This is a genomic window from Nocardioides baculatus (genome assembly GCF_016735675.1).
Classification (GTDB): domain Bacteria; phylum Actinomycetota; class Actinomycetes; order Propionibacteriales; family Nocardioidaceae; genus Nocardioides; species Nocardioides baculatus.
The window spans coordinates 425,111-451,430 of record NZ_JAERSG010000005.1; the positions used below are offsets into that span (position 1 = coordinate 425,111).

The following is a 26,320-nucleotide window of genomic DNA, read 5'->3' on the forward strand; positions in this document are numbered from 1 at the left end:
GGCCATGGGGGAGATCGAGAACCGCCCGCACGACCCGTCGCAGATGCGCATCTCCGACGCGGACCGCCAGCGCGTCGCCGACGTGCTGCGCGATGCCGCCGGCGAGGGGCGCCTCGACCTCGACGAGCTCGAGGAGCGCCTCGAGCTGACCTTCGCGGCGAAGACCTACGGCGAGCTCGTGCCGATCACCCTCGACCTCCAGGCCACGGGACCGGTCACCCCGCCGGCCGCGTCGCCCGTGCGTCGTACGCCTGCCGGGGTGCCTGCCGTCGGCCACAACTCGTCGACCGCGATCATGGGTGAGACCAAGCGCCAGGGCGTGTGGGCCGTCCCCGAGCACCACAGCGCCTTCGCGCTGATGGGCTCGGTTGTCATCGACCTGCGCCAGGCCCAGCTGTCGGCCCGCGAGACGCACATCAACGCCAGCTCGATCATGGGCGAGGTCAAGATCATCGTCCCGGCCCACATGCACGTCGTCGTCGACGGGACGCCGATCATGGGCGACTACACGCAGGGCAAGGACAAGGTGCCCGCCGAGGTCGGGCCCGACTCGCCCACGGTCCGCGTCCGGGGGATGGCGCTCATGGGCTCGGTCAACGTGCAGCGGCTGCCCGAGCCCGGCACGCCGAAGAAGTTCCTCGGGACCTACTGAGACCGACGCAGCACCAGCGCCTGCCACGGCTCGAGACGCCCGGTGAACGCTGCGCTGCCCGGCGCGACGTTGTCGAGCAGCACCTCCGCGTCGGTCCACCCGGTGACGTCGAGGTCGGGCTGCACCGCACGGCCCGAGAAGTTGGCGAGCACCAGGAGCTCGACGTCGTCGAGCGAGCGGGTGAAGGCGTAGACCACCTCGTCGTCGGGCAGCAGCATGGTGAAGTCGCCGTGCGCCACGACCGGCACGGTGTGGCGGAGCTCGATCAACCGGCGGTAGTGGTGGAACACCGAGTGCTCGTCGGCGATCGCCGCAGCGGCGTTGACCTCATTGTGGTTCGGGTTCACCGGGAGCCACGGCTCGCCGGTCGTGAAGCCGGCGTGCGGCGAGTCGTCCCACTGCACCGGCGTCCTGGCGTTGTCACGGCCGCGTGAGCGCAGCGACGTCAGCACGTGCTCGGGGTCGGCGCCGAGCCCGACGGCCTGGGCGTGGTGGTTGAGCGACTCGATGTCGCGGAACGTGTCGATGCCGCCGAAGGGGTGGTTCGTCATCCCGAGCTCCTCGCCCTGGTAGACGTACGGCGTCCCGCGGTGGAGGTGCAGCACCGTGCCGAGCAGCGTGGCGGAGCGCACCCGCCAGGCACCGTCGTCGCCGAACCGCGACACGGCACGGGCCTGGTCGTGGTTGTTCCAGTAGAGCGAGTTCCAGCCGACGTCGGCCAGCCCCGCCTGCCACCGCCCGAGGACGGCCTTGAGGGCGGGGAGCCGGAGCGGGACGAGGTCCCACTTGGTCTGCGCGTGGTCGACGTCCATGTGCTCGAAGGTGAAGACCATGTCCACCTCGGCGCGTTCGGGGTCGGTGTAGAGAACGGCGTCGTCGATCGTGGCGCCCGGCATCTCGCCGACGGTGAGGACCTTGCTGTCTCGTCCCTGGAAGACCTCGCGGTTCATCTCGGCGAGGAACTCGTGGATGCGCGGTCCGTTCATGAAGTGGGGCGTGCCGTCCCCGAGCCCGCTGGCCTGCACGACCCCGTCGGGCAGCCCGGGGGCCTTGGAGATCAGGTTGATGACGTCCATCCGGAAGCCGTCGACCCCGCGGTCGAGCCACCATCGCATCATCGCGTGCACGGCCTGGCGGACCTCGGGGTTCTCCCAGTTGAGGTCGGGCTGCTTGCGCGAGAAGAGGTGGAGGAAGTACTCGCCGCTCGCCTCGTCGTACTCCCATGCGGGACCGGAGAAGAAGCTCTCCCAGTTGGTGGGCTCCGCGCCCGGCATGCCGCCGGCCATCCCCTCGCGGGGCGCGCGCCACCAGTACCAGTCGCGCTTCGGGTTGTCGGTCGAGGACCGCGACTCCACGAACCACGGGTGCTCGTCGCTGGTGTGGTTGACGACGAGGTCCATCATCAGCCGCATCCCGCGCTCGTGCAGCGCCGCGACCAGGTCGTCGATGTCGGCCAGCGTGCCGAACGTCGGGTCGATGTCCTGGTAGTCGCTGATGTCGTAACCGTTGTCGTCCTGCGGCGATCGGTAGACCGGCGACAGCCACACCACGTCGACGCCCAGCAGGGCGAGGTGGTCGAGCCGGTCGATCAGGCCACGCAGGTCACCGATGCCGTCGCCGTCGGAGTCGGCGAAGCTGCGGGGGTAGACCTGGTAGACGACGGCGGTGCGCCACCAGTCCTCGTCGGTGCTCGTGATGGCCATCAGGTGATCCTCCCAAGATGCACGAGGGTCACCGTCTCCGGACGCCGGCGCGGGATCCAGTAGCCGCGGGTGGCGAGCACCGCACCCGGCACCTCGACCCCCTCGGTCGGACCGCCCTCGGGCAGCTCGACCGATCGGCTCACCGCCCTGCGGTCGACCGGACCCACCCACCGGAGGGCGTACGTCGCCTCGTCCACGAGGCCGGGAACCCGGACCACCGTGCCGCGGTTGCTCGCCGACTCGTCGAGCTGGACGTGCGCCAGCAGGGCCTCGTCGCCGGCGGCCGACACGACCCCGTGGAGAAGCACGGCACGGTCCGACGACTGTGGACGGACCAGCCGTCCGGAGTGGAGGAGCGGGCGGTGCTGCTGGTGGAGCGCGACCCACTCCGCGAGGACGTCGAGCTCGTCGTCCGAGGCGGTGCTGAGGTCCCACTCGACGCCGAACGCGCCGAACATCGCAGTGGCCGCGCGGAAGTCGAGCGGCAGCGTCCGGCCGGTGGAGTGGTTGGTGGGCGAGCTGACGTGGGCGCCGAGGTACTCGGGTGCCACGAGCTGACCGGTCCACCGCTGGATGTGCTGGCGGGCCAGTGCGTCGGTGTTGTCCGAGGTCCACACGCGCTGGGTGCGCTCGAGGACACCGAGGTCGATGCGCCCACCGCCGGAGGCACACGACTCCCAGTCGATGTCGGGGTGCAGCTCGCGGAGCGAGTCGAGCAGGCGGTTGAACGCCTCGGTCTGGGCGTGGATCGCTGGCGCTCCGCCGCGCGCGGCCGATCCGGCCTCGAGCAGCTCGCGGTTGTGGTCCCACTTGACGTAGTCGATCGGCGCGGAGGACAGCACCTGGTGCACGTGGTCGTGGACGTGCTGCCACACCTCGGGGCGCGACAGGTCGAGGACCAGCTGGCTGCGGTGCAGCTGCGGCACGCGCGCGCCGGTCGCGAGGATCCAGTCGGGGTGGTCGCGGTAGAGGTCGGAGTCGGGGTTGACCATCTCCGGCTCGAACCACAGGCCGAACTGCATGCCGAGCGAGCGCACGTGCTCGGCGAGCGGCGTCAGCCCCTCGGGCCACACGTCGGGGTCGACCCACCAGTCGCCGAGCCCGGCGGTGTCGTCGCGCCGCGCGTGGAACCAGCCGTCGTCGAGCACGAACCGCTCGATGCCGACGCGGGCCGCGCGGTCGGCGATCTCCTTGAGCCGGGTGAGGTCGTGGTCGAACCAGACGGCCTCCCAGACGTTGAGCACGACCGGCTGGTGCGCGGGGTGCGCCGGCCACGAGCGCTGGTAGGTGTGGAAGGCGGCGGCCAGTCCGTCCAGGCCGTCGGTGGACGCGCCGAAGACCACCCACGGGCTGGCGTACTGCTCGCCCTGCTCCAGCACCACCTCGCCGGGCTGGAGCAGCTCGCCGCCGCCGATCGTGGGGCCGAGGTCGGGCGAGCGCTCGACCCGGAGCACGCCGTTGCCGCTCCAGGCCACGTGGGCACCGAGGACGGTGCCGGTGCGGGTGCCGAAGCCGGCCGTGCCGATCACCGCGAGCGTCGCGGCGCTCAGTCCGGGCCTGCCCTCACGGCCCTCGCGCAGCCACAGCCCGTCGGTGACGACGTGCCGCTGGGGCGTGCGCTCGCCCTCGTGGCGCCCGGTGAGGTCGAGGACCTCGACGTGGTCGTCAGCCGCGGGCAGCACGACGTCCAGCGCCGTCAGGTGGTAGCTGCCGTCACCCGTGCTGGTGACCGTGTGCCGCGCACGCAGCAGGCCGCCGGGCAGGGCCTCGATCTCGGCGACCAGGTCGAGCCCGGCCGCCGCGTCGCTCGCGCGCACGACCAACCGATCGTCCGTGGCGTCGGTCCCGGACACCACGAAGCGGGTCGACCACGCGGCGTCCGAGCCGGGGGCGCCGACACGGTGCCCGACCAGGTGCGGCCGGGTGAAGAGCTCGTGGGCGTGCTCGCCGAGCAGTGGCACGCCGGGACCGCGGAACAGCGACGGGTAGCCGCCGGGAGCCGCGGCCGCAGGGGTCGCGACGCCCGCCCAGAGGATCCGCGGGAGGAGGTCACCCCGTTCGTCGAGCTCGAGGGTCAGCTGGGGCGAGCCGTCGAGGCTGCGGGGAGGGAAGAGCATCGTCGGCCTTCGGAGGACGTGGGTGGGCACGGTGGCCAGCATCGCGGTGGCGGCTGGCAGACGTCCAGCGCCTACCGTCCGCGACGAGCACGCGGACGGTCGTGGGGCGGTCCGGTGGACCCTCGCACGCGCAGGTGGGTCGGCAGGGTCAACCGGGTCACCCCGAGCGGACGGCCGGCGAGCAGGTCGACCACCATCAGGCTCGCTGCTCGCGCCTGGTCCTCCACGTGCTGGTCGATGGTCGTGATGTCGAACAGCTCGCCCAGGTCGTGGCCGTCGACGCCCACGATCGACACGTCGTCCGGGACGCTGAGCCCGTGGCGGGTCAGCGCCACGATCGCCGCGACGGCGATGTCGTCGCTGTAGCAGAAGACCGCGGTCGGCGGGTCGTCCAGTGCGAGCAGCTTCTCGATGCCCACGGCGCCCGCGTTGACGCCGTACGGCGTGGTCACCACCAGCTCCGGGTCGTGCTCCAGCCCGTGACGCAGGAGTCCCTCGACGTAGCCGGTGCGGCGGTGGAGGTCGCTGGCCCACTTGGCCCCGTCCGTGTCGCTCGTGCGGATCATCGCGATGCGGGTGTGCCCGAGTCCGACCAGGTGGTCCACGGCGGTGGTGCCGATGGCGACGTCGTCGACGCTGACCGATGGGAAGTCGCGCAGGCGCGAGCCCGCCACCACGACCTCGACGCCCATGAGGTCGAGCCGCTCCTCCTCCTCGTGGCCGATGGGGAGCGTGATCAGGACGACCGCATCGACCTTGCGACGGGTGGGCAGGTCGCGGAAGAAGTGGGCGCGCTGCTCCTGCGTGCCGACCTGGTAGACCAGCACGTCGAGGTCGGACTCCCGCAGGGAGGTCTCGATGGTGGCGAGCATGGTGGAGGAGAACCAGCTGTCCAGCCGCGGGAGCACGACCGCGACGCTGCGCGTCGCACCACGCAGCGAGGCCGCGGCGGGGGAGACGACGTAGTCGAGCTCGGCCACCGCGGACAGCACCTTGCTCCGCGTCACCGGGTTCACTCCCGGCAGGCCACGCAGCGCCCGCGACACCGTGGCGATCGAGACCCCCGCGCGCTGCGCCACGTCGGCCATGTTGACCTGTCCCGACTGTCCGTCGCTGATGGTCATCGCGGCGCTCCGCGCGTGGGCGTCACTACGATGAGCGGGTGAGCACCCCCGCAGACCCGTCCTCCCTGCCTCCACTCGCCTACGGCGTCGCGAGCGCGTCGTACCAGATCGAGGGAGCCGTGGCCGAGGACGGCCGTGGTGTCTCCATCTGGGACACGTTCAGCGCCGAGCCCGGCCGGGTCCGCGGTGGAGACGACGGCACGCTCGCGTGCGACTCCTACCACCGGCTCGACGACGACGTCGCGCTCGTGCGCGGCCTCGGCGTCGACGCGTACCGGTTCTCGATCGCGTGGCCGCGCGTGGTCCCGGAGGGCCGCGGGCGTGTCGAGCCGCGCGGGCTCGACTACTACGAACGCCTGGTGGACGCACTGCTCGAGGCCGACCTCGAGCCGGTCGCGACGCTCTACCACTGGGACCTTCCCCAGCCGCTCGAGGACGCCGGGGGCTGGCCGGTGCGTGCGACGGCGGAGGCCTTCGCCGACTACGCCGCAGTGGTGCACGACCGCCTCGGCGACCGCGTCACGTCGTGGGCGACCCACAACGAGCCGTGGTGCGCGGCCTACCTCGGGTACGCCGCCGGGGTGCACGCCCCCGGTCGACGCGAGGGCGAGGCGGGTCACCGCGCGGCCCACCACCTGCTCCTGGGGCACGCCCTGGTCCGTCAGGCGCTTCCCGACGCCCACCTCGGCATCGTGCTCAACCTCGCGCCGGTGTGGGCGGAGTCGCGGGACGCCGCGGACATCGCGGACGGCGTCGACGCCATCCGCAACCGCGTGTGGCTCGACCCGATCGTCGACGGGGCCTACGACGACGGGCTGCTGCGGGTCGCACCCGTCCTGGCGGACCCCGAGCTGGTGCGGCCCGGCGACCTCGAGTCGATGCGGGGCTCGATCGACTGGCTGGGCATCAACTACTACACGCCGATCCGCCCGGCGGTCCCCGACGGGCGGGGCGAGCCGCATCCCGAGCAGGGTGCCTACCCGGGAGCGCCCGAGCTCGACCTGGTCGTCCGCGAGCCGCGGACCGACATCGGCTGGGAGATCGAGCCGCGTGGGCTGGAGGAGCTGCTCGTCGACACCCACCTCCGCACCGGGGTGCCGCTGGTGATCACCGAGAACGGTGCCGCGATGGCCGACGCGGACGTGGTCGACGGCGTCGTGGACGACCGGGACCGCATCGACTACCTCGACGGCCACCTCGCCGCGGTGGAGCGCGCCCGGGCGGCGGGGGCGGACGTGCGGGGCTACTTCGCCTGGACCCTCATGGACAACTTCGAGTGGGCCGAGGGCTACGCGAAGACCTTCGGTCTGGTGCACGTCGACCGCTCCTCCCAGATGCTCACGAGGACTCCCAAGGCCTCCTACACGTGGTTCGCCGACCGAGTGACCCCGGAGCGGGGTCGCGGCCGGGCTGCTGGCCTGCTGAGGCCATGACCTCCCCCGTGGTCAGCCCTTGACGCTGCCGGCCAGGAGCCCGCGCACGAAGTAGCGCTGGAGCGCGAGGAACACGATCAGCGGGATCGCCAGCGACACGAACGCACCCGAGGCGAGCAGCTGCCAGTCCTCGCCGCGCTGGCCCACGAGGCTCACCAGCTTGACCGTCATCGGCGAGACCTGCGGGCTGCTGAAGACGAGGGCGACCAGCAGGTCGTTCCAGACCCACAGGAACTGGAAGATGCCGAAGGCGGCGATCGCCGGCATCATCAGCGGCAGCATGATGCGGGTGAAGATCGCCACGTGGCCGGCTCCGTCGACGCGCGCGGACTCGATGAGCTCGCCCGGGATCTCGCGCATGAAGTTGTGCAGCAGGAAGATCGCCAGCGGCAGCGCGAAGATCGTGTGCGAGAGCCACAGCTCGTAGAGCCCTCCGGCCGGGGCGTCCCGGCCGGCCAGCGGCATCAGGTTGAACGGCGGGTCGACGTAGAGCTGGAGCAGCGGTACCAGCGTCACCTGGATCGGCACGATCTGCAGCGCGAACACCGCGACGAAGAGGGTGTCGCGGCCCTTGAAGTCGATCCACGCAAAGGCGTAGGCCGCCAGGGTGGCGAGGCTGATCGGGATCAGCACCGCCGGCACCGTGATGACGATCGTGTTGATGAGGTTGGTGGTCAGGGACTCGCCGGTGGAACCGCCGCTCAGCACGTCGCGGTAGTTCTGCAGGGTGAGCGAGGGGTCGGTGAAGAAGTTCCACCAGCCGTTGGACTTCACGTCCGCCTCCGGGCGGAACGAGGAGATCAGCAGGCCGAAGGTGGGGATCGTCCACACGACCGCGACTATCAGCGCGACCGCGGACGCCCACCGGTTGGTGAGGCCCTTCTTCGCGGCGGTGGAGGCGGGGACCGCGGGTGCGGTGCCGACAGGGACCTGTGCAGCGGTCGGCGTGCTCGTGCTCATCGTGCCTCCAGCTTGCGCATCTGACGGATGTTGTAGACGACGATCGGGATCACCAGGATGAAGATGACCACCGCGATGGTCGCGGACAGGCCCTGGTTGCCCGCCACGAAGTTCTGCCGGTAGAACTCGTAGGCCAGCACACTGGTGTCGAAGTTGCCGCCGGTGGCGGTCTGGACGATGTCGAAGACCTTCAGCGTGGCGATGGTGATCGTGGTCAGCACCACGATCAGCGACGGACGGATGCTGGGCACGGTGATGTGGCGGAACATCTGCCAGGCGCCGACGCCGTCGAGACGGGCGGCCTCGGTCATCTCCTCGGGGATCCCCTTGATGGACGCCGACAGGATCGTCATCGCGAACCCGGCCTGCACCCAGATCAGGATGACGATGAGGAACAGGGTGTTCCACGGCGGCTCGAGCAGGAAGTTGTAGGTGTCGATCCCCAGCCAGGTGAGGATCTGGTTGAGCAGGCCGATCTGCGTGCTGTCGCCCGACTTGTAGTCGTAGACGAACTTCCAGATGATCGACGCGCCCACCATCGAGATCGCCATGGGCAGGAAGAGCAGGGCCTTGGCGAACTTCTCGAACGCGGCCCGGTCGACCAGGACGGCGTAGACGAGTCCGATCACGGTCGAGATCGTCGGGGTGAGCAGCACCCACAGGAGGGTGTTGCGCAGCACCGTGAGCTGCTGGGAGTTGGTGAACAGGTCGGCGTAGTTGTCGAGCCCGACGAACGGCGGGTCGAAGGTCGCCGCGCCGAAGAGCGACTGGTAAATCGTCACGCCGGCCGGGTAGAGCAGGCCCACGCCGATCAGCAGCAGCGACGGGCCGAGGAACGCCGCCGCCTGCACCCGCTCGCCCCTCCGGGAGCGCAACCGCTGGGTGAGGAGCAGGATGCCGGCCATGACGCCGTAGAAGAGCAGCACGGCGATGGCCATGTGCACGAACTTGTCGGAGGTGGTCACGTGGTGCTCACTCCTTCGGGTCGGATCGGGGTCGGGTCGGGGCCGGACGGGCAGGACGGCGAGGGCGGCCGGGCCGGGTGTCCCCGGCCCGACCACCCTCCTCACGTCACGACGCGGGCCAGGACTCCTCGATGTTGCCGAGGGCGTCGGAGGTCGACTCGCCGGTGATCCAGGCGGTCATTTCCTTCCAGAACGACCCCGCGCCGACGGCGCTGGGCATCTGGTCGGAGCCGTCGAACCGGAAGACGGCCTCCGGGTCCTGGAACGTCTCGGCCGACAGCTTGTCGATCGGGCTGGTCAGGTTGTTGAGGTCGAGCCCGGTGTTGGCGCTGACCCAGCCGCCGCCCGGGGTGGCCTTGGCCTTCTCGTTGGCCCAGATGTCGGACGACAGGTAGGTCTGGAAGGCCTGGACCTCCGGCCGGTCGTCGAACGCGGCCACGAACTCACCACCGCCGAGGACGGGCTTGCCGTTGTCCTCGTTGGTCGTGGGCAGGTAGAAGGCGAACACGTCGCCGTCCTCGCTGACGTCCGTGCCCTCGGGCCACTGCGCGGCGTAGAACGACGCCTGGCGGTGCAGGCCGCACTCGCCCTTGAGGATCGGCAGGCCGCCGTCCTGGAAGGCGGTGGTGGCGATCGACTTCACGTCGCCGAAGCCACCGTTGACGTACTTGTCGTTCTTGAGGATGCCGCCGACCCGGTCGAGGGCCTCGGCGACGGCGGGGTCGTCGAAGGCGATCTCGTGGTTGACCCACTGGTCGTAGACGTCCGCGCCGGCGTCACGCAGGACGGCGTCCTCGAGCCAGTCGGTGGCGACCCAGCCGGTGGCCTCGCCGGACTCGATGCCGGCACACCAGGGCTTGGTGCCCGCAGCGGCCATGTCGTCGGAGAGGGCGAGCATGTCGTCCCAGGTCTGCGGCACCTCCCAGCCGTTGTCGGCGAACATCTTGGGGGAGTACCAGACGAAGGACTTCACGCTCGCTCCGAGCGGGGCGGCGTAGAACTTGCCGTCGACCGTGCCGTAGGACTTCCAGTCCTCGCCGAAGAACTCGTCGACGTTGTCGGACACCGGCTGCGGGGCCTCGACCACGCTGCCCGAGCTGACCACGGTCTTGAGCAGGCCGGGCTGGGGGATGTAGGCGATGTCGGGGGCGTTGCCCGCCTTCACGCGCACGACCAGCTGGGTCTCGAACTGGTCGGACCCCTCGTAGTCGACCTCGGCACCGGTGCACTCGGTGAACACCTTGTAGGAGTTCTCGTGCGCCTCCTGCTCGGGCGGGAGGATGGACGTGTAGACCGAGACGGTCTTGCCGGTCAGGTCACCGAACTGCTCGAGCTGGGCGCACTCGGGCTTGCCCTTGCCGGGCGCGTCGCCGCTGACCTCGTTGCTGCTCCCGCCGTCGTCGCTGGCGCAGGCGGCCAGGCCGAGGCTCGAGACGGCGACCACCGCGACGGCGGCCAGTCCCTTGCGGGTCCGTTGGTTCTTCATTCGACGTGTTACCTCTCGTTGGGTGCGGCCATGGCGAGGGCGAGTGCCCCGCTTCCACGATCGATGGGTGCTGGGCCGGGGTCCGAGTGACCGGCGTCACGTCACGATGAAAACGTTTGCAATGCCGTTTCGTCAACGCTGGTCTAGGTCACGGTTCCGTAACAGCGCCACAGGCCACGGTGGAGGTACAGTCGGCCGGGTGTGACGCCGCTCACGGTCGTCGCACGCACCTTCCACTACGGATCGTCCGGCACGTTCCTGCCGGTGAAGGAGAGATGAGTCATGGCATCAGTGACGTTCGAGAAGGCCCAGCGGTGGTATCCCGGGGCCGACGAACCAGCAGTTCCCGGCATCAGCCTCGAGATCGAGGACGGCGAGTTCATGGTCCTCGTCGGGCCCTCGGGCTGCGGCAAGTCCACGACCCTGCGGATGCTCGCAGGGCTCGAGGAGGTCAACGACGGGAAGATCTACATCGGTGACCGCGACGTCACCAACGTCCCGCCGAAGGACCGCGACATCGCGATGGTCTTCCAGAACTACGCGCTCTACCCGCACATGTCGGTCGAGGAGAACATGGCGTTCTCGCTCAAGATGGCCAAGGTGCCGGCGGCGGAGCGCAAGGAGCGGGTCGCCAAGGCGGCCGAGATCCTCCAGCTCACCGAGTACCTCCAGCGCAAGCCGAAGGCGCTCTCCGGTGGTCAGCGCCAGCGCGTCGCGATGGGTCGCGCCATCGTCCGCAACCCGCAGGTCTTCTGCATGGACGAGCCGCTGTCCAACCTCGACGCCAAGATGCGCGTCGCCACCCGCACGGACATCGCCCGGCTCCAGCAGGACCTGGGCGTCACGACGGTCTACGTCACCCACGACCAGGTCGAGGCGATGACGATGGGCGACCGCGTGGCCGTCATGAAGCTGGGCGTCCTCCAGCAGGTCGACACCCCGCTCAAGCTCTACGACAAGCCCGCCAACCTGTTCGTCGCCGGCTTCATCGGCTCCCCGCAGATGAACCTCCTCGAGGGCATCGCGGCCGAGGACGGGACGGTCAAGGTGGGCGGTTACGCCGTGCCGGTGGACCCGACCGCCGAGAAGAAGATGTCGGGCAAGGTCACCGTCGGTGTCCGTCCCGAGAACTGGCGGATGGTCAACGCGGAGGACGGCGGCCTGCCGGTCACGGTCACGGTCGTCGAGGAGCTCGGCGCCGACAGCTTCGTCTACGGCACCTGCGACGTGGAGGGCACCCCGTCCAACGTCATCGTGCGGATCTCCGGTCGCCACCACCCGGCCAAGGGCGAGACGCTCCACGTCACGACCGACCCCCAGCACGTCCACGTGTTCGACACCGAGTCGGGCGAGCGCCTGTCCGACTGAGCGCCACGGTCGAGGCGTACGGGCACCCGGTGCCCGTACGCCCCGACCCAGCGCCCGGACACCGATTCCCGTGACGGCACACGACTCGTCCCGGACCGCCTTCGAGGCCCGCCTCGACGAGCTCGGTCCCGATCTCCTCCGCACCCTCGAGCGGGTCTACGGCGCCGATGCCGCTCCCGAGGTCGCCGACCGACTGGTGGCGATCGCGCATGCGGCGCACGCGGCCAGGCCCGACGACCTGCGTGCGCTCGACGAGCGCCGGCTGGCCGAGCCCGACTGGTTCCAGCGGCCCGGCATGCTCGGCTACGCGGCGTACGCCGACCGCTTCGCCGGCACCCTGCGCGGGGTCGAGGAGCGCGTGCCCTACCTGCGCGACCTCGGTGTCGGCTACCTCCACCTGATGCCGCTGCTGACGCCGCGTCCGGCGCCCAACGACGGCGGCTACGCGGTCGCGGACTACCGCTCCGTGCGCCCCGACCTCGGCGACATCGACGACCTCCGGGCGCTCGCGACGACGCTGCGCGGCGAGGGCATCAGCCTGTGCCTCGACCTCGTGCTCAACCACGTGGCGCGCGAGCACGAGTGGGCGGTCGCCGCCCGCGCGGGTGATCCCGAGCGCCGGGCCTGCTTCCACGTCTTCGACGACCGCGAGATGCCCGACGCCTACGAGGCGAGCCTGCCCGAGGTCTTCCCCGACTTCGCGCCCGGCAACTTCACGTGGGACGACGAGCTCGCGGGCTGGGTCTGGACGACGTTCAACGACTACCAGTGGGACGTCAACTGGTCGAACCCCGCCGTCCTCTGCGAGTACGCCGACATCATCCTGGAGCTGGCGAACCTCGGCGTCGAGGTCTTCCGGCTCGACGCCATCGCCTTCATCTGGAAGCGCCTCGGCACCGCCAGCCAGAACGAGCCGGAGGTCCACGAGCTGACCCGCGCGCTGCGCACGGTCGCCCGCATCGCCGCACCGGCGGTGCTGTTCAAGGCCGAGGCGATCGTCGGACCGGCCGACCTGCCGGCCTACCTCGGCGTCGGCGAGCACGCCGGCAAGGTGAGCGACCTCGCCTACCACAACGGGCTGATGGTGCAGATCTGGTCGATGCTCGCCTCCGGCGACGTCCGGCTCGCGTCCCACGCGCTCCAGCAGGTGCCCCAGCCACCGTCGACCACCGCGTGGACGACGTACGTCCGGTGCCACGACGACATCGGCTGGGCCATTGCGGACGAGGATGCGTGGGCGGTGGGCACCGACCCGGCGGCGCACCGCAGGTTCCTCTCGGACTGGTACTCCGGCTCCTTCCCCGGGTCGTGGGCGCGCGGCCTGGTCTTCCAGCAGAACGAGCAGACCGGTGACCGGCGCATCTCCGGCTCGCTGGCCTCGCTCGCCGGGCTCGGGGCCGGCGACAGGCAATCGACAGCCCGGATCCTGCTGGCGCACGCCGTGATCCTGTCCTTCGGCGGGCTCCCGCTGATCTGGATGGGCGACGAGCTCGGGCTCCTCAACGACCCCGGCTGGGCCGACGACCCCGCCCACGCCGGCGACAACCGCTGGGTGCACCGGCCCCGGATGCCGTGGGCGGTCGTCGACGAGGGCCGGGACCCGCTCGGGCTCACGTCCGGCCTGCGGCACCTGCTCGACGTACGCCGTTCGCTGCCGCAGCTGCACGCGGCGACGCCCACCGAGGTCTGGGACCCGCGTGACCCGGGCGTGCTGCTCGTCGTGCGGCGGCACCCGTCCGGTCCGCTTCTCGCGGCCCACAACATGACGGGGGAGCAGGCGTGGGTCGACGCCGACGTGCTGCACTGGCTCGGCCTGCACACCGACGGCCTCCGTGACGCGATCAGCGGGACCGCCCCCTCGCTGCACGAGGGTGCGATCCCGCTGGAGCCCTACGCCGCTGCGTGGGTGTACGACGGCGGCTAGGAGTCGTTCAGGTGGTCGCCGCGTGGGGGTCGACCGCGTCCTGCTCCTTGCCGACCTCCTCGGCCTTGGCGAGCGCCTCGGCGCCGGGGACGATCCCGGCGTTGTCGGCGTCCATCGTGAGGTTCTCGCCGGTCGACGGGTCGAAGAGGTGGAGCTTGCGGGCGTCGACCCAGATCGTGGCTTCGTCGCCCTCCTTGATCCGGCTCGCGCCGTCGAGCGAGATCACCAGCTGGGTGCGCATCGACTCCCCGTCGAGGTCCTTCTCGAGCTGGGTGAGCTGCTCGCGCACCTCCGGCGGGGCCTCGAACGGGATGTAGGCGTAGGCCTCGTTGCCGAGCCACTCCACGACGTCGACCGTGGCGTTGAAGGTCGCCTCGTCCGAGACCTTGTCGGCGTCCATGACGCTGGCGTCCTCGAAGTGGTCGGGCCGGATGCCGGCGATGAGCAGGCCCTTGCCCTGGGCCTTGGCGGCCTTGTCCTCGGGGATGGTCAGCGTGCCGAACGGGAGCTCGACCTTGGTGCCGTCGACCTTGGCGGGCAGGAAGTTCATCGGCGGGGAGCCGATGAAGCCCGCCACGAACAGGTTGGCGGGGTTCTCGTAGAGCTCGCGGGGCGTCGCGTGCTGCTGGAGCACCCCACGCTTCAGCACGGCCACGCGGTCGCCCAGCGTCATCGCCTCGGTCTGGTCGTGCGTGACGTAGACGGTGGTGATGCCGAGGCGCTTCTGCAGCCGCGAGATCTCCGTGCGCATCTGGCCGCGGAGCTTGGCATCGAGGTTGGACAGCGGCTCGTCGAAGAGGAACGCCTCCGCGTCGCGGACGATCGCGCGCCCCATCGCCACGCGCTGGCGCTGGCCTCCCGACAGGTTCCCGGGCTTGCGCTCGAGGTGCTCGTCGAGCTCCAGCGTCTTCGACGCCTCGCGCACCTTCTCGTCGACCTCGGAGTCCGGCTTGTTGGCCAGACGCAGCGGGAACGCGATGTTCTCGTAGACGGTGAGGTGGGGGTAGAGCGCGTAGTTCTGGAACACCATCGACAGGTTGCGGTCGCGCGGGGCCAGGTCGTTGACCTTCTTGCCCCCGATGACCATGTCGCCGTCGGTGATGTCCTCGAGCCCCACGATCATCCGCAGGAGCGTCGACTTCCCGCACCCGGACGGGCCGACGAGGATCAGGAACTCGCCGTCCTCCACGTCGATGCTCACGTCGTTGACGGCGGGGAAGCCGTCGCCGTACTGCTTGACGATGTTCTTCATCTCGATGGCAGCCATGAGCTGATCACCCCTTCACTGCGCCGGAGGTGAGACCGGCGACGATCTTGCGCTGGAACAGCAGGACGATGACGATCACCGGCAACGTGACGATGACCGACGCCGTCGCGAGCTGCGCGTACGGCGGGTTGAACGGGTCGGGTCCGACGAAGAACGACATCTGCGCCGGCACCGTCCGCGAGGACGTCGTGGAGGTCAGGGAGATCGCGAGCACGAACTCGTTCCACGCGAAGAAGAAGGTCAGGATCGCCGCGGTGAACACGCCGGGTGCGGCGAGCGGGACGATGACCTTGCGGAAGGCCTGCCACGACGTGGCGCCGTCGACCTGGGCGGCCTGCTCCATCTCCCACGGGATCTCCCGGAAGAAGGCGGAGAGCGTCCAGATCGCCAGCGGCAGCGTGAAGGACATGTAGGGGATGATCAGGCCGGGCCAGGTGTTGAACAGCCCGAACGTCGTCCACATGTCGAAGAGCGGCCCGACGAGCGCCACGACGGGGAACATCGCGATCGCGAGCGCCAGCGAGAGCACGAGCCGCTTGCCCGTGAACTCCAGCCGGGCGATGGCGTAGGCCGCCAGCGTCGCGAAGATCACCGACAGCACCGTCGCGATCAGCGAGATGCCGAACGAGTTGATCAGCGCCCGCGTGAAGTCGGGGTTGTCGATGATCGCCTTGTAGTTGTCGAACGTCGGCTCCTTGGGCAGGAACTGGGCGCTGCCTGCGCCCGTCTCGCCCTCGGACTTGAACGACAGCGAGATGATCCACGCCACCGGGAACAGGCACCAGAGCATGATCAGGACGAACCCGATCCAGGTGCCGACCTGGGTCTTGCCGGTCTGCTGTGCCATCAGCCCTCACCCCTCGCCTGCGCCAGGTCGACGCGGAACAGCTTCACGATCAGCCACGCCAGCAGCAGCACGGACAGGAACAGCAGCACCGACATCGCGGAGCCGAGTCCGAGCTGCATCTGCTCGATCACCTGCCGGTAGGTCAGGAACGAGATCGACTGCGTCCCCTCCGCACCCTTGGTCATCACGAAGATGTTGTCGAAGATCCGGTAGGCGTCGAGTGCGCGGAAGAGCACGGCCACCATGATCGCGGCCCGCATGTTGGGCAGGATCACCTTCGTCAGCCGCTGGGTCCACGTGGCGCCGTCGACCTTGGCGGCCTCGAGCATGTCCTCGCTGACCTGGGCCAGGCCCGCCAGCAGGAGCAGCGCCATGAACGGCGTGGTCTTCCAGATCTCCGAGACCATGATGGCGAACATCGCGTGCGGGTAGTCGCCGAACCAGTTGGTGTCGTCGGCGATGAACGGCAGCCAGTTGAACCAGGAGTTCACGAACCCGTTGTTGAGGGAGAACGCGAACTGCCAGGCGAAGGCGGAGACCACGGTGATGATGCCGTAGGGGATGAGGATCGAGGTGCGCATCAGGCCGCGGGCGAAGACGATGCGGTGCATCACCATCGCGAACGCGAACCCGATGACCAGCTCGACCGCCACCGTCACGACCATGATCAGCAACGTCGTGAGCGTGCTCTTCCAGAACTGGTCGTCGCTGAGGATCGTCAGGTAGTTGTCGACCCCCACGAACGCCCGGTCGTCCGGCGCGGTGAGCCGGTAGCGGAAGAGCGAGAGGTAGAGCGCCTGGATCATCGGCCACGCCGTGACCAGGAGCATCAGGACCACTGCCGGCGCGACGAGCTTGAGACCGAGGCGGTTCTCCGCGGTGCTGCGGTCGCTGGCCGGCTTCTTCTCCGACCTGCCCGACCTGCCCGGCCTGGTCGCGTCCTTCTCGGGTGCCACGGTCGCCGTCACAGCAGGTCACCGCCCTTCAGCACGTCCTCGATGAAGACGGTCGCCCGCTCGGGGGTGTCCTCGTCGACGGCCCGCGGCGGGTGCCAGATGTTCTGGATGGATCCCGACACGTCGCTCCAGTAGGGCGTCACCGTGCGGGGAGCAGCGGCGTCGACGCTCGTCTGGAAGAGCTCGAGGAGGTCGGCGGGGTACTGCTCCTTGAGCTTCGGGTAGTCGTAGCCCTGGGTGCTGGCCGGCATGTTGCCGGTGATCTCGGCGTTGATGCCCTGGCTCTCGGGGCTCACCAGGCACTGGGCCGCCTCGAGGGCGAAGTCCTTCTCGTCGGAGTAGGCGCTCACCCCGATGCCGATGCCGCCGTAGGGCGGCCGCGACTCCTCGCCCTCCACCGTCTGCGGGTAGCGGGTGTAGCCGATGTCCTTGGCGACGTCGGGCGCGGTGTCGTCGTAGTTGTGCCAGATGTAGGTCCAGTTGACCAGGAACGACCCCTGGTCCGAGCCGAACGTGGATCCGGCCGTGCCCTCGTTGGACACGCTCAGGTCGGCGGGCGCGGCCTCCGAGGTCGCAAGCTTCTCGATGACGCTCGCGGCGTCCTGGCCCGCCTCGCCGGCGAGCGTGATCTTCGCGTCCACGCCCTCGCCCGCGTCCTCGAGGATGTGTCCGCCGGCGCCCTCGACGAGGGCGTTGATCCACACGACGTAGCCCTCGTACTTGTTGGCCTGCACGCCGATCTTCGCGTCGTTCTCGCTGGCCGCGTCGATGATCTGGTCCCACGTCACGGGCTGCGACATGTCGATGCCCGCCTTCTCGACGAAGGACTTCCGGTACCAGAGGACCTGGGTGTTGGACCAGAACGGGAAGACGACCAGATCGTCCTTCCACGTCGCCGCGTCCATCGCACCCTTGAAGGTGCCCTGCTCCTCCAGCTTGGCCTTCGCGTCCTGCGGGACCTCCGCGAGGAAGCCGGCGTCGGCGAACTCGGCGGTGAACGGCGGGTCGATCGACATCAGGTCGATCGAGGGGTCCTTGGCCGCGAGCCGGCGCGCGAGCTGGATGCGCTGCTGGCCGGCGTCCTGGGGCAGGACCTGCGTCGAGATCGTGTACTCGTCCGTCGAGCACTTCTCGGCGACGGCGTCCTGCCCACCGCTGTCGGGGTTGATGTACCAGACGAGCTCGGGCTTGCCGCCGTCCCCACCGCATGCGGCGAGGAGGCTGCTGGCGAGCGCGAGCGCAGCCACCGATCCTGCCGCTCGACGGGGTCGGGAGTGCCGAGGTCCGGTCGATGATCGGGATGCCATGCGCTCTCCTCCTCTGTGACCTGAACCACTGGTCTAGTGCGTGCCGCTAGGGTTTGGCAACCGCGTCTCACCCCCATGACTTCCGAAGGGACGGGCTTGCCGTGACGAGCTGGTTCGCGCCCGGCCGCATCAACCTGATCGGCGAGCACACCGACTACAACGACGGTTTCGTGCTGCCCTTCGCCCTCGCGGTCGGGTGCACGGCGACGGTCGCCGAGGCGCCCTCCGACTGGTCGGTCCGCTCCGCGCAGGAGCCCGACCCGGTCGTCGTACGCCGGTCGGGGCTGGCCGACGCGGGAGACGTGCCGGAGTGGACGCGCTACGTGCTCGGCACCCTCTGGCTGCTCACCGACCGCGGCGTCGACGTACCGCCGATGGAGATCACAGTCGACTCCGACGTCCCCACCGGGGCGGGACTCTCGTCGTCGGCGGCCCTGGTCTGCTCGGTCGTCCGGGCGGTCGACGACCACCTCGGCCTCGGCCTCGACGACGACGCGGTCTTCGCCCTGACCCGCGACGTCGAGAACGACGCGGTCGGTGCGCCGACCGGCGGCATGGACCAGCTGGTCAGCCTTCGCGGCGAGGCCGGTCACGTCCTGCTGTGCGACATGCGGAGCCACGACACGCGCCCCGTCCCGCTCGACCTCGCCGGCCGCGGTCTCGCCGTGCTGGTCGCCGACACCAGGGCGCCGCACAAGCACTCCGACGGGGAGTACGGCGCCCGGCGGCGCGGCTGCGAGGAGGCCGCGCGGATCCTGGGCGTCCCGGCCCTCCGTGACGTGTCCGGCGCTGACCTGGCCGACGCACTCGGGCTGCTCGAGGAGGACGAGCTGCGCCGCTACGTCCGGCACGTGGTGACCGAGGACGAGCGGGTCCTCGCGGTTGCCCGTCTGCTCGACGAGGGCCGCCTCCCCGACATCGGCCAGGCACTCACCGCCTCGCACGCCTCGATGCGCGACGACTTCCGGATCACCGTGCCGGAGGTCGACACCGCGGTCGACGCGCTGCTGTCGGCCGGTGCGCTCGGTGCGCGGATGACGGGCGGCGGGTTCGGCGGCTGCGTCATCGGGCTGCTGCCCGAGGGTGACGTCGAGGGGGCGGGCGACGCCGTACGCCGTGCGTTCGCCGACGCCGGGTTCGGCGAGCCGTCCCTCTTCACCGCGACCGCGGAAGCCGGCGCCCGCCGGGTCTAGCCGGTGAGTCTCTGAGCGACTCAAGGTCGACCGGGAGGGCGAGTCCGACACTTGTAGGCCGTTGCAACCGCCTACAGGTGTCTGAGTCCCCGCATGTGCGGGGACTCAGACAACGCCAGTCAGCCGAGGTCAGGAAGCCCGGTCGGCGGTCCGCGAGATCGCCTCGACGAGGGTCTCGAAGAGGGCGGGGGGCAGGTCGTGGCCCATCCCGTCGATCAGCACGAGCTCGGCGCCGGGGATCGCGGCCGCGGTGGACCTGCCGCCGCTCACGTGCACCATCTTGTCGGCCATCCCGTGCACGACCAGGGCCGGGACGCGGAGGCGGCGGAGCCGCTGGGTGCGGTCGGGCTGCTGGAGGATCGCCATCATCTGGCGCATCACGCCGCTGGCGCTGTAGCCGCGGTCGAAGGTCTCGCCGGCGCGGACGGTCAGCCGGTCGCGGTCGGCGGGGTAGCCGGGGGAGCCGATGACGTCCCAGAAGGCGACGCTCGTGGTGACGTACGACTCGCGGCCGGGCTTGCGCGGGGCGATGAGCGAGGGGATCAGGCGCGGGTCCTGCCAGCCCACCGAGCGCTTGCCGGTGGTCGACATGATGCTGGTCAGCGACCGCACGCGCTTCGGGTGCTCGACGGCCACGGTCTGCGCGATCATGCCGCCCATCGAGATTCCGGCCACGTGGGCGGACTCCAGGCCGAGGTGGTCCATCAGCGCGACGGCGTCGCCGGCGAGGTCCGACATCGAGTAGGGCGCCTTGACCCTGCGGCCGCCGAACGCCCGCACCAGGTGGCTGCGCTTGACCCGTGCCCGGATCCGGGTCGAGCGCCCGGTGTCGCGGTTGTCGTAGCGCACGACGTAGAAGCCCGCGTCGGCGAGCATCAGGCAGAGCTCGGTGTCCCACCAGTTCATCGGTCCGCCGAGGCCCATCACGAGCAGCAACGGCTGGTCCGCCGGGTCGCCGAAGGTCTGGTAGCAGAGCTCGACCTCGTTGCCGACGGGCGCGACGAGCTCGTCGGAGACGACGGGCGCCGCGGTGGTGTCTCGACGGGTTGGCATGCCTCCAGTGAACACGACAAGGGCCTCGGGGAAAACGGGATGTGGGGGATGTCCCCCATTCCACAAGGGGTCTGGGCTAGGTTCGATGACTGTGACCCAGCGCACAATGGCGGCATTCCTGACGCCGGAGGGCTTTTCGCAGCCCTCCGTCGGGGCTGTCCTGCGCGAGGGATCGGTCCTCACCGAGGCCGGTCGCTACGCCGTCCAGGCCCTCGGCGCGCGTGGTGCGCGACGTCGTACGCCCTATGGCTCGCTGCCGGTCCGGGTCGCCGAGCCGGTGCTGCTCGTGCCCGGCTTCCTGGCCGGCGACTCCTCGCTCGGCCCGATGAGCAGGTCGCTGCGGCACCAGGGCTTCCGCACCTACCGCGCCGACATCCGTGCCAACGTCGGCTGCACGCTCGCCGCTGCGACCCAGCTGGAGCAGCGGCTCGAGGAGATCACCCAGCGGCGCGGCTCGCGGGTGCGGATCGTCGGGCACAGCCTCGGCGGGATGCTTGCTCGCGGTGTCGCGGCGCGCCGCCCCGACCTCGTCGCCGGCATCGTCACGATGGGCAGCCCGATGCTGGCCCCCGGTGCCCACCACTCGTCCCTCGCGCGCAGCGTCGACCTGCTGGTGCGCCTCAACCGGGCCGGCGTACGCAACGTGATGGCTGAGGACTGCGTGGCGGGCAACTGTGCGCTCGAGAGCTTCACGCAGGCCCGCGCCACGCTGCCGGGCGACGTGGACTTCACCGCGATCTACTCCCGTCGCGACGGGATCGTCGACTGGCGTGCGTGCATCGACCCGGCTGCCCGTGCGGTCGAGGTGCGCTCGTCCCACGTGGGCATGGCGTTCGACCCCGCCGTCATCGCGGTCGTGTCGGCAGCGCTCCGCCCGGTGGCCGCGTCAGTTGTCGAAGTCGATCGTGGAGAGATTGCGTAGCTTCGAGAGCTGGTGCTCGGCCGTGATCGAGCGGACCGTGCCGCTGCGCGAGCGCATCACCAGCGAGTCCGTGACGACGTGGTCGCCGCGGTAGCGCACGCCCCGCATCAGCTCGCCGTCGGTGATGCCGGTGGCCACGAAGAACGCGTCGTCGCCGGTCACCAGGTCGTCGGTGCCCAGCACGAAGTCCCGGTCGAGGTTGTGGCCGGCGTCGAGCGCGCGCTGGCGCTCGTCGTCGTCCTGCGGCCACAGCTGGCCCTGGATCTTGCCGCCGATGCACTTCATCGCGCAGGCCGTGATGATGCCCTCGGGCGTGCCGCCGACGCCGAGCATCAGGTCGACGCCCGTGTCGGGGCGGGCCGCCATGATCGCGCCGGCGACGTCGCCGTCGGTGATGTACTTGATCCGCGCCCCGGTCTCGCGGATCTCCTCCACGAGCCTGGCGTGGCGCGGCCGGTCGAGGACGACGACGGTGACGTCGTGGATCGAGAGCCCCTTGGCCTTCGCCACGCGGGCGATGTTCTCCTTCACCGGCAGCCGGATGTCGACGTGGTCGGCGGCCTCGGGCCCGGTCGCGAGCTTGTCCATGTAGAAGACCGCGCTGGGGTCGTACATCGACCCGCGCGGCGACACAGCGAGCACCGAGATCGCGTTGCTCATGCCCTTGGCGGTCAGCGTCGTGCCGTCGATCGGGTCCACGGCGACGTCGCACTCGGGTCCGGTGCCGTCACCGACCTCCTCGCCGTTGAAGAGCATCGGGGCGTTGTCCTTCTCGCCCTCGCCGATCACGACGGTGCCGCGCATCTCGACGGTGGCGATCATGTAGCGCATCGCCTCGACCGCGACGCCGTCCGCGTCGTTCTTGTCGCCGCGGCCCACCCAGCGACCGGCTGCCATGGCGGCCGCCTCGGTGACCCGCACCAGCTCGAGGGCGAGGTTGCGTTCGGGCTGCGGCGCACTGGCGGTCATGGCGCACAGGTTATCGGCCGGCTTCGCGCGCTCCGTACCGGCTGACGGCCGTCGCCTTGGCCGACAGCCAGACCTCGCAGCCGGGCACCAGCTGGAGCTCGGTGGCGGCTGCCGGGGTGACGTCGGCGAGCAGGTCGGGGGAGGCGTGCACCAACAGGCGTACGGCGTCGCCGTGCGGCGCCAGCGTCGCGATCTGCCCCTTCCAGCGCAGCCGTGACGAACCCTCGGGCTCGGCCAGCGACACGGTCACCGCGTCCGGGGTGAAGGCCATCAGGTCGTCGCCGTCGGGCACGAGGTTGAGCCCGACGAGCCGGGCGACGTGGGGCGTGCGCGGCTCGGCGGCGACCTCGGCCGGCCGGCCCACCTGGGCGACCTGGCCGTGGTCGAGGACCAGCACCCGGTCGGCGAGGGTGAGCGCGTCGATCGCGTCGTGGGTGACGAGCAGCGTGATGCCCGCGAAGTCGCGCAGGTGCTGGCCGAGCTCGATCCGCAGCGCCATCTGCACGGAGACGTCGAGACCGGTGAACGGCTCGTCGAGGAGCAGCACGTCCGGGTCGGTCGCGAGGGCGCGGGCGATCGCCACCCGCTGCGCCTGCCCACCGGACAGCTCACGCGGCCGGCGGTCGGCGAGCTCGGCGATCCCGAACCGCTCCAGCCACTCGCGGCCGACCGACTCGGCAGACCGGCGGTCCTCGCCGCGCGCCCGACGCCCGAAGGCGACGTTGTCGAGTGCGGTGAGGTGGGGGAAGAGGAGCTGGCCCTGGAAGACCAGACCCACGCGCCGCTCGCGGACCGGAGTGGCGAGCAGGTCGGTGCCACCGAGGTGGGCCGAGCCCTCGACGTCGACGAGCCCGGCGATCGCGTGGAGCAGGCTGCTCTTGCCGGCGCCGTTGGGCCCGATGATCGCCAGGACCTCACCCGGCTCGGCAGTGAAGGCGGCCTGCACCCGGTCGGCGACCCGCAGGTCAGCCACCAGCTGCGCGCTCACGGCGTACCGAGCCAGTGGTCGCGCAGCGCGATGAGCACGCCGATCGAGACGACCAGCATCACCAGGCTCAGCGACAGCGCGGCGTCCTGGTCGGCCTGCCGGGTGACGTAGATCAGCGTCGGCATCGTCTGCGTCGTGCCGGGGTAGTTGCCGTTGAAGGTGATCGTCGCGCCGAACTCGCCGAGCGAGCGCGCCCACCCCAGCACGGTCCCGGCGACGACACCGGGCAGCGCGAGCGGCACGGTGACCCGGCGGAACGTCGTCCAGCGGGTGGCGCCGAGCGTCGCGGCGGCGTCGTCGTACCTCGGGTCGGCCGAGCGCAGCGCGCCCTCGATGGCGATCACCACGAAGGGCATCGAGACGAAGACGTGCGCCAGCACCACGCCGTACGTCGTGAAGGGGAAGGCGAAGCCCGTCCAGTCGAGCAGCGGCTCACCGAGGAGGCCGGTGCGGCCGAAGGCGCTGCGCAGCGCGATGCCCGCGACCACCGGCGGGAGCACGAGCGGCACCGTGACCAGCGCGCGAAGAGCTCCGCGGCCGCGGAAGTCGACCCGCGCGAGCAGCCACGCCAGCGGCAGGCCGAGCAGCAGGCAGAAGACGATGGCGACCGTCGACGTGACGAGGGAGAGCCGCAGGGCGTCGAGCGCGACCTGCGAGGTGAGGTGTCCGGGGAGGTCCGTCCAGCTGGTGCTGGCGACCATCGCCACCAGCGGCACGAGGAGGAGCAGCGCGGCGAGGGCCGCGGGCACCATCAGGAGCGCGGGCGGCCTGCCCAGCCTGTCCCTCACGGGCTGCCGAAGCCGGCGTCCTGCAGGATCGCCCGGCCCTCCTCCGACGTCACCCACGCGACCCAGTCTGCTGCAAGGTCGGCGTCCTCGGACTGCGCCAGGGTCGTGGCGTAGTAGGAGGTGAGCTCGTCCTCGGCACCCGGGATCTCGATGGCCTCGACCTCGTCACCCGCAGCGACCGCGTCGGTCGCGTAGACCAGACCCGCGTCGGCCTCGCCCGAGACGACCTTGTCGAGGGTGGCGCGGACGTCCTCCTCGAGGCTCGCCGGCTCGGCGGTGATGCCGTTGGCGTCGAGCACGGCCACCGCGACCTTGCCGCACGGGACCTCGTCGGCGCAGCGCACCCACGTCGAGCCCTCGAGGTCGTCGAGGGACTCGATGCCGGCCGGGTTGCCCTTCGGCACCACGATCGTGAGGACGTTGGTCGCAAAGGTCTCGACCTCACCGGTGACGCCGGCATCCTCCGCGAGGCCCATCGAGGTCTCGTCGGCGGTGGCCAGGACGTCCCCCGGGGCGCCGTCGGCGACCTGCTCGGCGAGGTCGGTGCTCGAGCCGAAGGAGAACGTCACGTCGGCGTCGTGCTCCTTCTCGAAGTCGGTCGCCAGGTCGCCGAAGACGTCGGTCAGCGACGCGGCGGCGAGCACCGTGAGCTCGGCCCTGTCGGTGCTGTCCGCGCCCTTCCCGTCGTCGCCTCCACCGCAGGCGGCGAGGGGCAGGACGAGGACGAGGGCTGCCAGGTGGCGTTTCACTTCGGGACCTCCACGACGACGTTGGTGGACTTGACGCTGGCGATCGCGCGGACGCCCGGCTCGAGGCCGAGCTCGTCCGCTGCGTCGCTGCTCATCAGCGACACCACGCGGTAGGGGCCGCAGATCATCTCGACCTGGGCCATCACGTGGTCGCGCTTGACCCGGGTGACGATCCCGCTCATCCGGTTGCGCGCGCTGACCGTGCTGGCGCGGGTGCGGTCGCGCTCGGCGACCTCGCCCGACTCGACGAGGTGCTCGGCGAACTCCGCGAGGTCCGTGCCGGAGACGGTCGCCCGGCCCTCGGTGCGCTGGGACGGGATCCGGCCGGTGTCGACCCACCGCCGTACGGTGTCGTCGCTCACCGCCAGGATCTCGGCTGCTTCCGCGATTCGGTACGTGATCACGAGGGTAGTATGCCGCACCTGCGGCTGATGTCGCGCTGATGTGCCGCCGTTGCGGTTCTTGGCCCCGTCCCACGATGGCGCTGTCACGCCGGGTTGGCTCGACTTCTCCTGGGTTGCAGCTCGTGGGGTGGTCCCCCGCACCCGGCGTTACAGCGGCTGGCGGCGGCTGGGAGGATGGGCGGCGTGAGCGAGACCGGACGACCGAGCAGGTACAACCGCTCGTTCGGCGGCATGACCGGCGCCCTCATCGTCACGGTGCTCTTCGTGATCGCCTTCGTGACGTGGCGCGGGCTCTTCCGCACCGACACCGACGACTCCCCGGTCCCCGTCGACTGGCAGGCGAGCGTCGAGCTCGCCGACCAGGCGGGGCTCCAGGTCGTCCGGCCGCGCGAGCTCCCGGCCGGATGGGTCGCGACGAGCGTCGACCTGCGCGCCGGCGACGACCCGCGCTGGGGGCTCGGTGTGCTCACCGCCGAGGGCGACTTCGTCGGCATCCGTCAGCAGGACACCTCGGTGGACGCGCTGGTCGAGCAGTACGTCGACGAGAAGGCCGAGGCCGGCGACGACGCGAGCGTCGACTCCGAGATCACCGACACCTGGCAGACCTGGTCTGACGCTGGTGGCGACCACGGGTACTCGACCGAGGTCGGCGACGAGGCCGTGCTGGTCTACGGGTCCGCGCCGGTGGAGGAGATCGAGGCCTACCTCGGGCTGCTCACGCGCTGATCCGTCCGGGGAGCGGTGCGTGGCGGTCAGTCGGCGTCGGGGCCGATCGCCTCGTCGAGGCGCTTGCGGGCACCGTCGAGCCACTCCTGGCAGACCTTGGCCAGCGCCTCGCCGCGCTCCCACAGCGCGAGCGACTCCTCGAGGGTCGTGCCGCCGGCCTCGAGGGTGCGGACCACCTCGATGAGCTCCTCGCGGGCCTCTTCGTAGCTGGGCTGCTGCTGGGTGGGGGCGTCAGGCATGGGGGTCCTCCTCGACCAGGGGTGCTTCTTCGATGCGGTCCGTCGTGGCGTGGATCCGGCCGTCGGCGTCCTGCAGGACGGCGTACCCCCGCTGGAGCGTGGCGAGCGGCGACAGCGCCTGGGCGCGGGCGCGCTGGTGGCCGATGTCGTCGGCGGCGCGGTCGAGCCGGTGCGAGAGCG

The 26,320-nt window shown here is 70.6% G+C and carries 24 protein-coding genes and 1 pseudogene; 7 read left to right on the top strand and 18 right to left on the bottom strand.

Annotation, left to right across the window (positions count from 1 at the left end):
• Positions 1-4 precede the first annotated feature (4 nt).
• Positions 5-652 (top strand): DUF1707 SHOCT-like domain-containing protein, encoded by a 648-nt coding sequence (locus tag JI751_RS17660; RefSeq protein ID WP_201939450.1) that lies wholly within the window; start codon positions 5-7, stop codon positions 650-652.
• Here JI751_RS17660 and JI751_RS17665 read toward each other — a convergent pair.
• From JI751_RS17665 to JI751_RS17675, 3 genes are read right to left on the bottom strand one after another with little or no spacing between them, the layout of a single operon-like run.
• Entirely contained in the window at positions 646-2,355 is a 1,710-nt protein-coding gene (locus JI751_RS17665) for an alpha-glucosidase (RefSeq protein WP_201939452.1), read from the bottom strand. The genes JI751_RS17660 and JI751_RS17665 overlap by 7 nt on opposite strands.
• Positions 2,355-4,502 (bottom strand): alpha-galactosidase, encoded by a 2,148-nt coding sequence (locus JI751_RS17670; RefSeq protein ID WP_307814347.1) that lies wholly within the window; start codon positions 4,500-4,502, stop codon positions 2,355-2,357. The genes JI751_RS17665 and JI751_RS17670 overlap by 1 nt, the downstream gene beginning before the upstream one ends.
• 41 nt (positions 4,503-4,543) lie before the next feature.
• On the bottom strand, positions 4,544-5,596 hold the full coding sequence (locus JI751_RS17675) for a LacI family DNA-binding transcriptional regulator (protein ID WP_201939463.1): 1,053 nt from the start codon (positions 5,594-5,596) through the stop codon (positions 4,544-4,546).
• A gap of 38 nt (positions 5,597-5,634) precedes the next feature.
• On the opposite strand from JI751_RS17675, the gene JI751_RS17680 reads away from it, so the two are divergent.
• Entirely contained in the window at positions 5,635-7,029 is a 1,395-nt protein-coding gene (locus tag JI751_RS17680) for a GH1 family beta-glucosidase (RefSeq protein WP_201939466.1), read from the top strand.
• 12 nt (positions 7,030-7,041) lie between these two features.
• Here the strand turns inward: JI751_RS17680 and JI751_RS17685 are convergent, their stop codons facing one another.
• The 3 genes from JI751_RS17685 to JI751_RS17695 all read right to left on the bottom strand — a co-directional run bounded on the left by JI751_RS17685 (position 7,042) and on the right by JI751_RS17695 (position 10,440).
• Positions 7,042-7,989 carry a carbohydrate ABC transporter permease gene (locus JI751_RS17685; protein ID WP_201939469.1) on the bottom strand — a complete coding sequence of 316 codons (948 nt, stop codon included), beginning with the start codon at positions 7,987-7,989 and terminating at the stop codon, positions 7,042-7,044.
• Positions 7,986-8,954: a carbohydrate ABC transporter permease gene (locus tag JI751_RS17690; protein ID WP_201939472.1), complete on the bottom strand. Its 969-nt coding sequence runs from the start codon at positions 8,952-8,954 to the stop codon at positions 7,986-7,988. Before JI751_RS17690 ends, JI751_RS17685 begins: the two co-directional genes overlap by 4 nt.
• Positions 8,955-9,060: 106 nt before the next feature.
• Positions 9,061-10,440 (bottom strand): ABC transporter substrate-binding protein, encoded by a 1,380-nt coding sequence (locus JI751_RS17695; protein ID WP_201939475.1) that lies wholly within the window; start codon positions 10,438-10,440, stop codon positions 9,061-9,063.
• Between the two features lie 282 nt (positions 10,441-10,722).
• Here JI751_RS17695 and JI751_RS17700 point away from each other — a divergent pair, with 282 nt between their 5' ends.
• Positions 10,723-11,808: an ABC transporter ATP-binding protein gene (locus JI751_RS17700; protein ID WP_201939478.1), complete on the top strand. Its 1,086-nt coding sequence runs from the start codon at positions 10,723-10,725 to the stop codon at positions 11,806-11,808.
• 295 nt (positions 11,809-12,103) lie between these two features.
• The gene (locus tag JI751_RS17705; RefSeq protein ID WP_236666510.1) at positions 12,104-13,732 is read left to right on the top strand and encodes an alpha-amylase family protein; all 1,629 of its coding nucleotides are present in this window, start codon (positions 12,104-12,106) and stop codon (positions 13,730-13,732) included.
• A gap of 7 nt (positions 13,733-13,739) precedes the next feature.
• On the opposite strand, the gene JI751_RS17710 is transcribed toward JI751_RS17705, so the two are convergent.
• Genes JI751_RS17710 through JI751_RS17725 form a run of 4 tightly spaced genes read right to left on the bottom strand, consistent with a single transcriptional unit; the run spans position 13,740 to position 18,049 of the window.
• Positions 13,740-14,999, bottom strand: a complete 1,260-nt coding sequence (locus JI751_RS17710) for an ABC transporter ATP-binding protein (RefSeq protein WP_201939481.1) — start codon at positions 14,997-14,999, stop codon at positions 13,740-13,742.
• A gap of 7 nt (positions 15,000-15,006) precedes the next feature.
• Complete coding sequence (locus JI751_RS17715; protein WP_201939485.1) at positions 15,007-15,846, bottom strand: carbohydrate ABC transporter permease; 840 nt, start codon at positions 15,844-15,846, stop codon at positions 15,007-15,009.
• Positions 15,846-16,802: a carbohydrate ABC transporter permease gene (locus JI751_RS17720; protein WP_307814349.1), complete on the bottom strand. Its 957-nt coding sequence runs from the start codon at positions 16,800-16,802 to the stop codon at positions 15,846-15,848. The genes JI751_RS17715 and JI751_RS17720 overlap by 1 nt, the downstream gene beginning before the upstream one ends.
• An 8-nt stretch (positions 16,803-16,810) precedes the next feature.
• Positions 16,811-18,049, bottom strand: coding sequence for an extracellular solute-binding protein (locus JI751_RS17725; RefSeq protein WP_201939491.1), 1,239 nt, complete (start codon positions 18,047-18,049; stop codon positions 16,811-16,813).
• A 161-nt stretch (positions 18,050-18,210) separates the two neighbouring features.
• Between JI751_RS17725 and galK the strand changes: the two genes are divergently transcribed.
• Positions 18,211-19,302: a galactokinase gene (gene galK, locus JI751_RS17730; RefSeq protein WP_201939494.1), complete on the top strand. Its 1,092-nt coding sequence runs from the start codon at positions 18,211-18,213 to the stop codon at positions 19,300-19,302.
• 129 nt (positions 19,303-19,431) lie between these two features.
• On the opposite strand, the gene JI751_RS17735 is transcribed toward galK, so the two are convergent.
• A complete protein-coding gene (locus tag JI751_RS17735) occupies positions 19,432-20,355 on the bottom strand; it encodes an alpha/beta fold hydrolase (protein WP_201939505.1) in 924 nt (307 codons plus the stop codon).
• Positions 20,356-20,446: 91 nt separating this feature from the next.
• Between JI751_RS17735 and JI751_RS17740 the strand changes: the two genes are divergently transcribed.
• On the top strand, positions 20,447-21,277 hold the full coding sequence (locus JI751_RS17740) for an alpha/beta hydrolase (RefSeq protein WP_201939522.1): 831 nt from the start codon (positions 20,447-20,449) through the stop codon (positions 21,275-21,277).
• Here JI751_RS17740 and glpX read toward each other — a convergent pair.
• Genes glpX through JI751_RS17765 form a run of 5 tightly spaced genes read right to left on the bottom strand, consistent with a single transcriptional unit; the run spans position 21,242 to position 25,175 of the window.
• Entirely contained in the window at positions 21,242-22,246 is a 1,005-nt protein-coding gene (glpX, locus tag JI751_RS17745) for a class II fructose-bisphosphatase (protein WP_201939536.1), read from the bottom strand. The genes JI751_RS17740 and glpX overlap by 36 nt on opposite strands.
• A gap of 10 nt (positions 22,247-22,256) precedes the next feature.
• The gene (locus JI751_RS17750) at positions 22,257-23,234 is read right to left on the bottom strand and encodes a sulfate/molybdate ABC transporter ATP-binding protein (RefSeq protein WP_201939539.1); all 978 of its coding nucleotides are present in this window, start codon (positions 23,232-23,234) and stop codon (positions 22,257-22,259) included.
• Complete coding sequence (gene modB, locus JI751_RS17755; RefSeq protein WP_307814351.1) at positions 23,231-24,022, bottom strand: molybdate ABC transporter permease subunit; 792 nt, start codon at positions 24,020-24,022, stop codon at positions 23,231-23,233. Before modB ends, JI751_RS17750 begins: the two co-directional genes overlap by 4 nt.
• Positions 24,019-24,771 carry a molybdate ABC transporter substrate-binding protein gene (gene modA / locus JI751_RS17760; protein WP_201939543.1) on the bottom strand — a complete coding sequence of 251 codons (753 nt, stop codon included), beginning with the start codon at positions 24,769-24,771 and terminating at the stop codon, positions 24,019-24,021. Before modA ends, modB begins: the two co-directional genes overlap by 4 nt.
• Positions 24,768-25,175 (bottom strand): TOBE domain-containing protein, encoded by a 408-nt coding sequence (locus JI751_RS17765; protein WP_201939545.1) that lies wholly within the window; start codon positions 25,173-25,175, stop codon positions 24,768-24,770. The genes modA and JI751_RS17765 overlap by 4 nt, the downstream gene beginning before the upstream one ends.
• A gap of 183 nt (positions 25,176-25,358) precedes the next feature.
• Here JI751_RS17765 and JI751_RS17770 point away from each other — a divergent pair, with 183 nt between their 5' ends.
• Positions 25,359-25,901 (top strand): DUF4245 domain-containing protein, encoded by a 543-nt coding sequence (locus tag JI751_RS17770; protein WP_201939546.1) that lies wholly within the window; start codon positions 25,359-25,361, stop codon positions 25,899-25,901.
• 26 nt (positions 25,902-25,927) lie between these two features.
• On the opposite strand, the gene JI751_RS17775 is transcribed toward JI751_RS17770, so the two are convergent.
• Both JI751_RS17775 and JI751_RS17780 read right to left on the bottom strand, forming a co-directional pair.
• Positions 25,928-26,140, bottom strand: coding sequence for an exodeoxyribonuclease VII small subunit (locus JI751_RS17775; protein ID WP_201939547.1), 213 nt, complete (start codon positions 26,138-26,140; stop codon positions 25,928-25,930).
• Positions 26,133-26,320 (bottom strand): annotated as a pseudogene (locus JI751_RS17780) (exodeoxyribonuclease VII large subunit); the annotation flags it as partial. The pseudogene JI751_RS17780 and the gene JI751_RS17775, both read right to left, overlap by 8 nt.

Bases quoted from the DNA above. Each gene is read 5' to 3' on its own strand.
- JI751_RS17660 (WP_201939450.1), top strand. From the start codon at position 5: ATGGGGGAGATCGAGAACCGCCCGCACGACCCGTCGCAGATGCGCATC.
- JI751_RS17665 (WP_201939452.1), bottom strand. From the start codon at position 2,355: ATGGCCATCACGAGCACCGACGAGGACTGGTGGCGCACCGCCGTCGTC.
- JI751_RS17675 (WP_201939463.1), bottom strand. From the start codon at position 5,596: ATGACCATCAGCGACGGACAGTCGGGACAGGTCAACATGGCCGACGTG.
- JI751_RS17685 (WP_201939469.1), bottom strand. From the start codon at position 7,989: ATGAGCACGAGCACGCCGACCGCTGCACAGGTCCCTGTCGGCACCGCA.
- JI751_RS17695 (WP_201939475.1), bottom strand. From the start codon at position 10,440: ATGAAGAACCAACGGACCCGCAAGGGACTGGCCGCCGTCGCGGTGGTC.
- JI751_RS17700 (WP_201939478.1), top strand. From the start codon at position 10,723: ATGGCATCAGTGACGTTCGAGAAGGCCCAGCGGTGGTATCCCGGGGCC.
- JI751_RS17705 (WP_236666510.1), top strand. From the start codon at position 12,104: ATGCTCGGCTACGCGGCGTACGCCGACCGCTTCGCCGGCACCCTGCGC.
- JI751_RS17710 (WP_201939481.1), bottom strand. From the start codon at position 14,999: ATGGCTGCCATCGAGATGAAGAACATCGTCAAGCAGTACGGCGACGGC.
- JI751_RS17715 (WP_201939485.1), bottom strand. From the start codon at position 15,846: ATGGCACAGCAGACCGGCAAGACCCAGGTCGGCACCTGGATCGGGTTC.
- JI751_RS17735 (WP_201939505.1), bottom strand. From the start codon at position 20,355: ATGCCAACCCGTCGAGACACCACCGCGGCGCCCGTCGTCTCCGACGAG.
- glpX (WP_201939536.1), bottom strand. From the start codon at position 22,246: ATGACCGCCAGTGCGCCGCAGCCCGAACGCAACCTCGCCCTCGAGCTG.
- JI751_RS17775 (WP_201939547.1), bottom strand. From the start codon at position 26,140: ATGCCTGACGCCCCCACCCAGCAGCAGCCCAGCTACGAAGAGGCCCGC.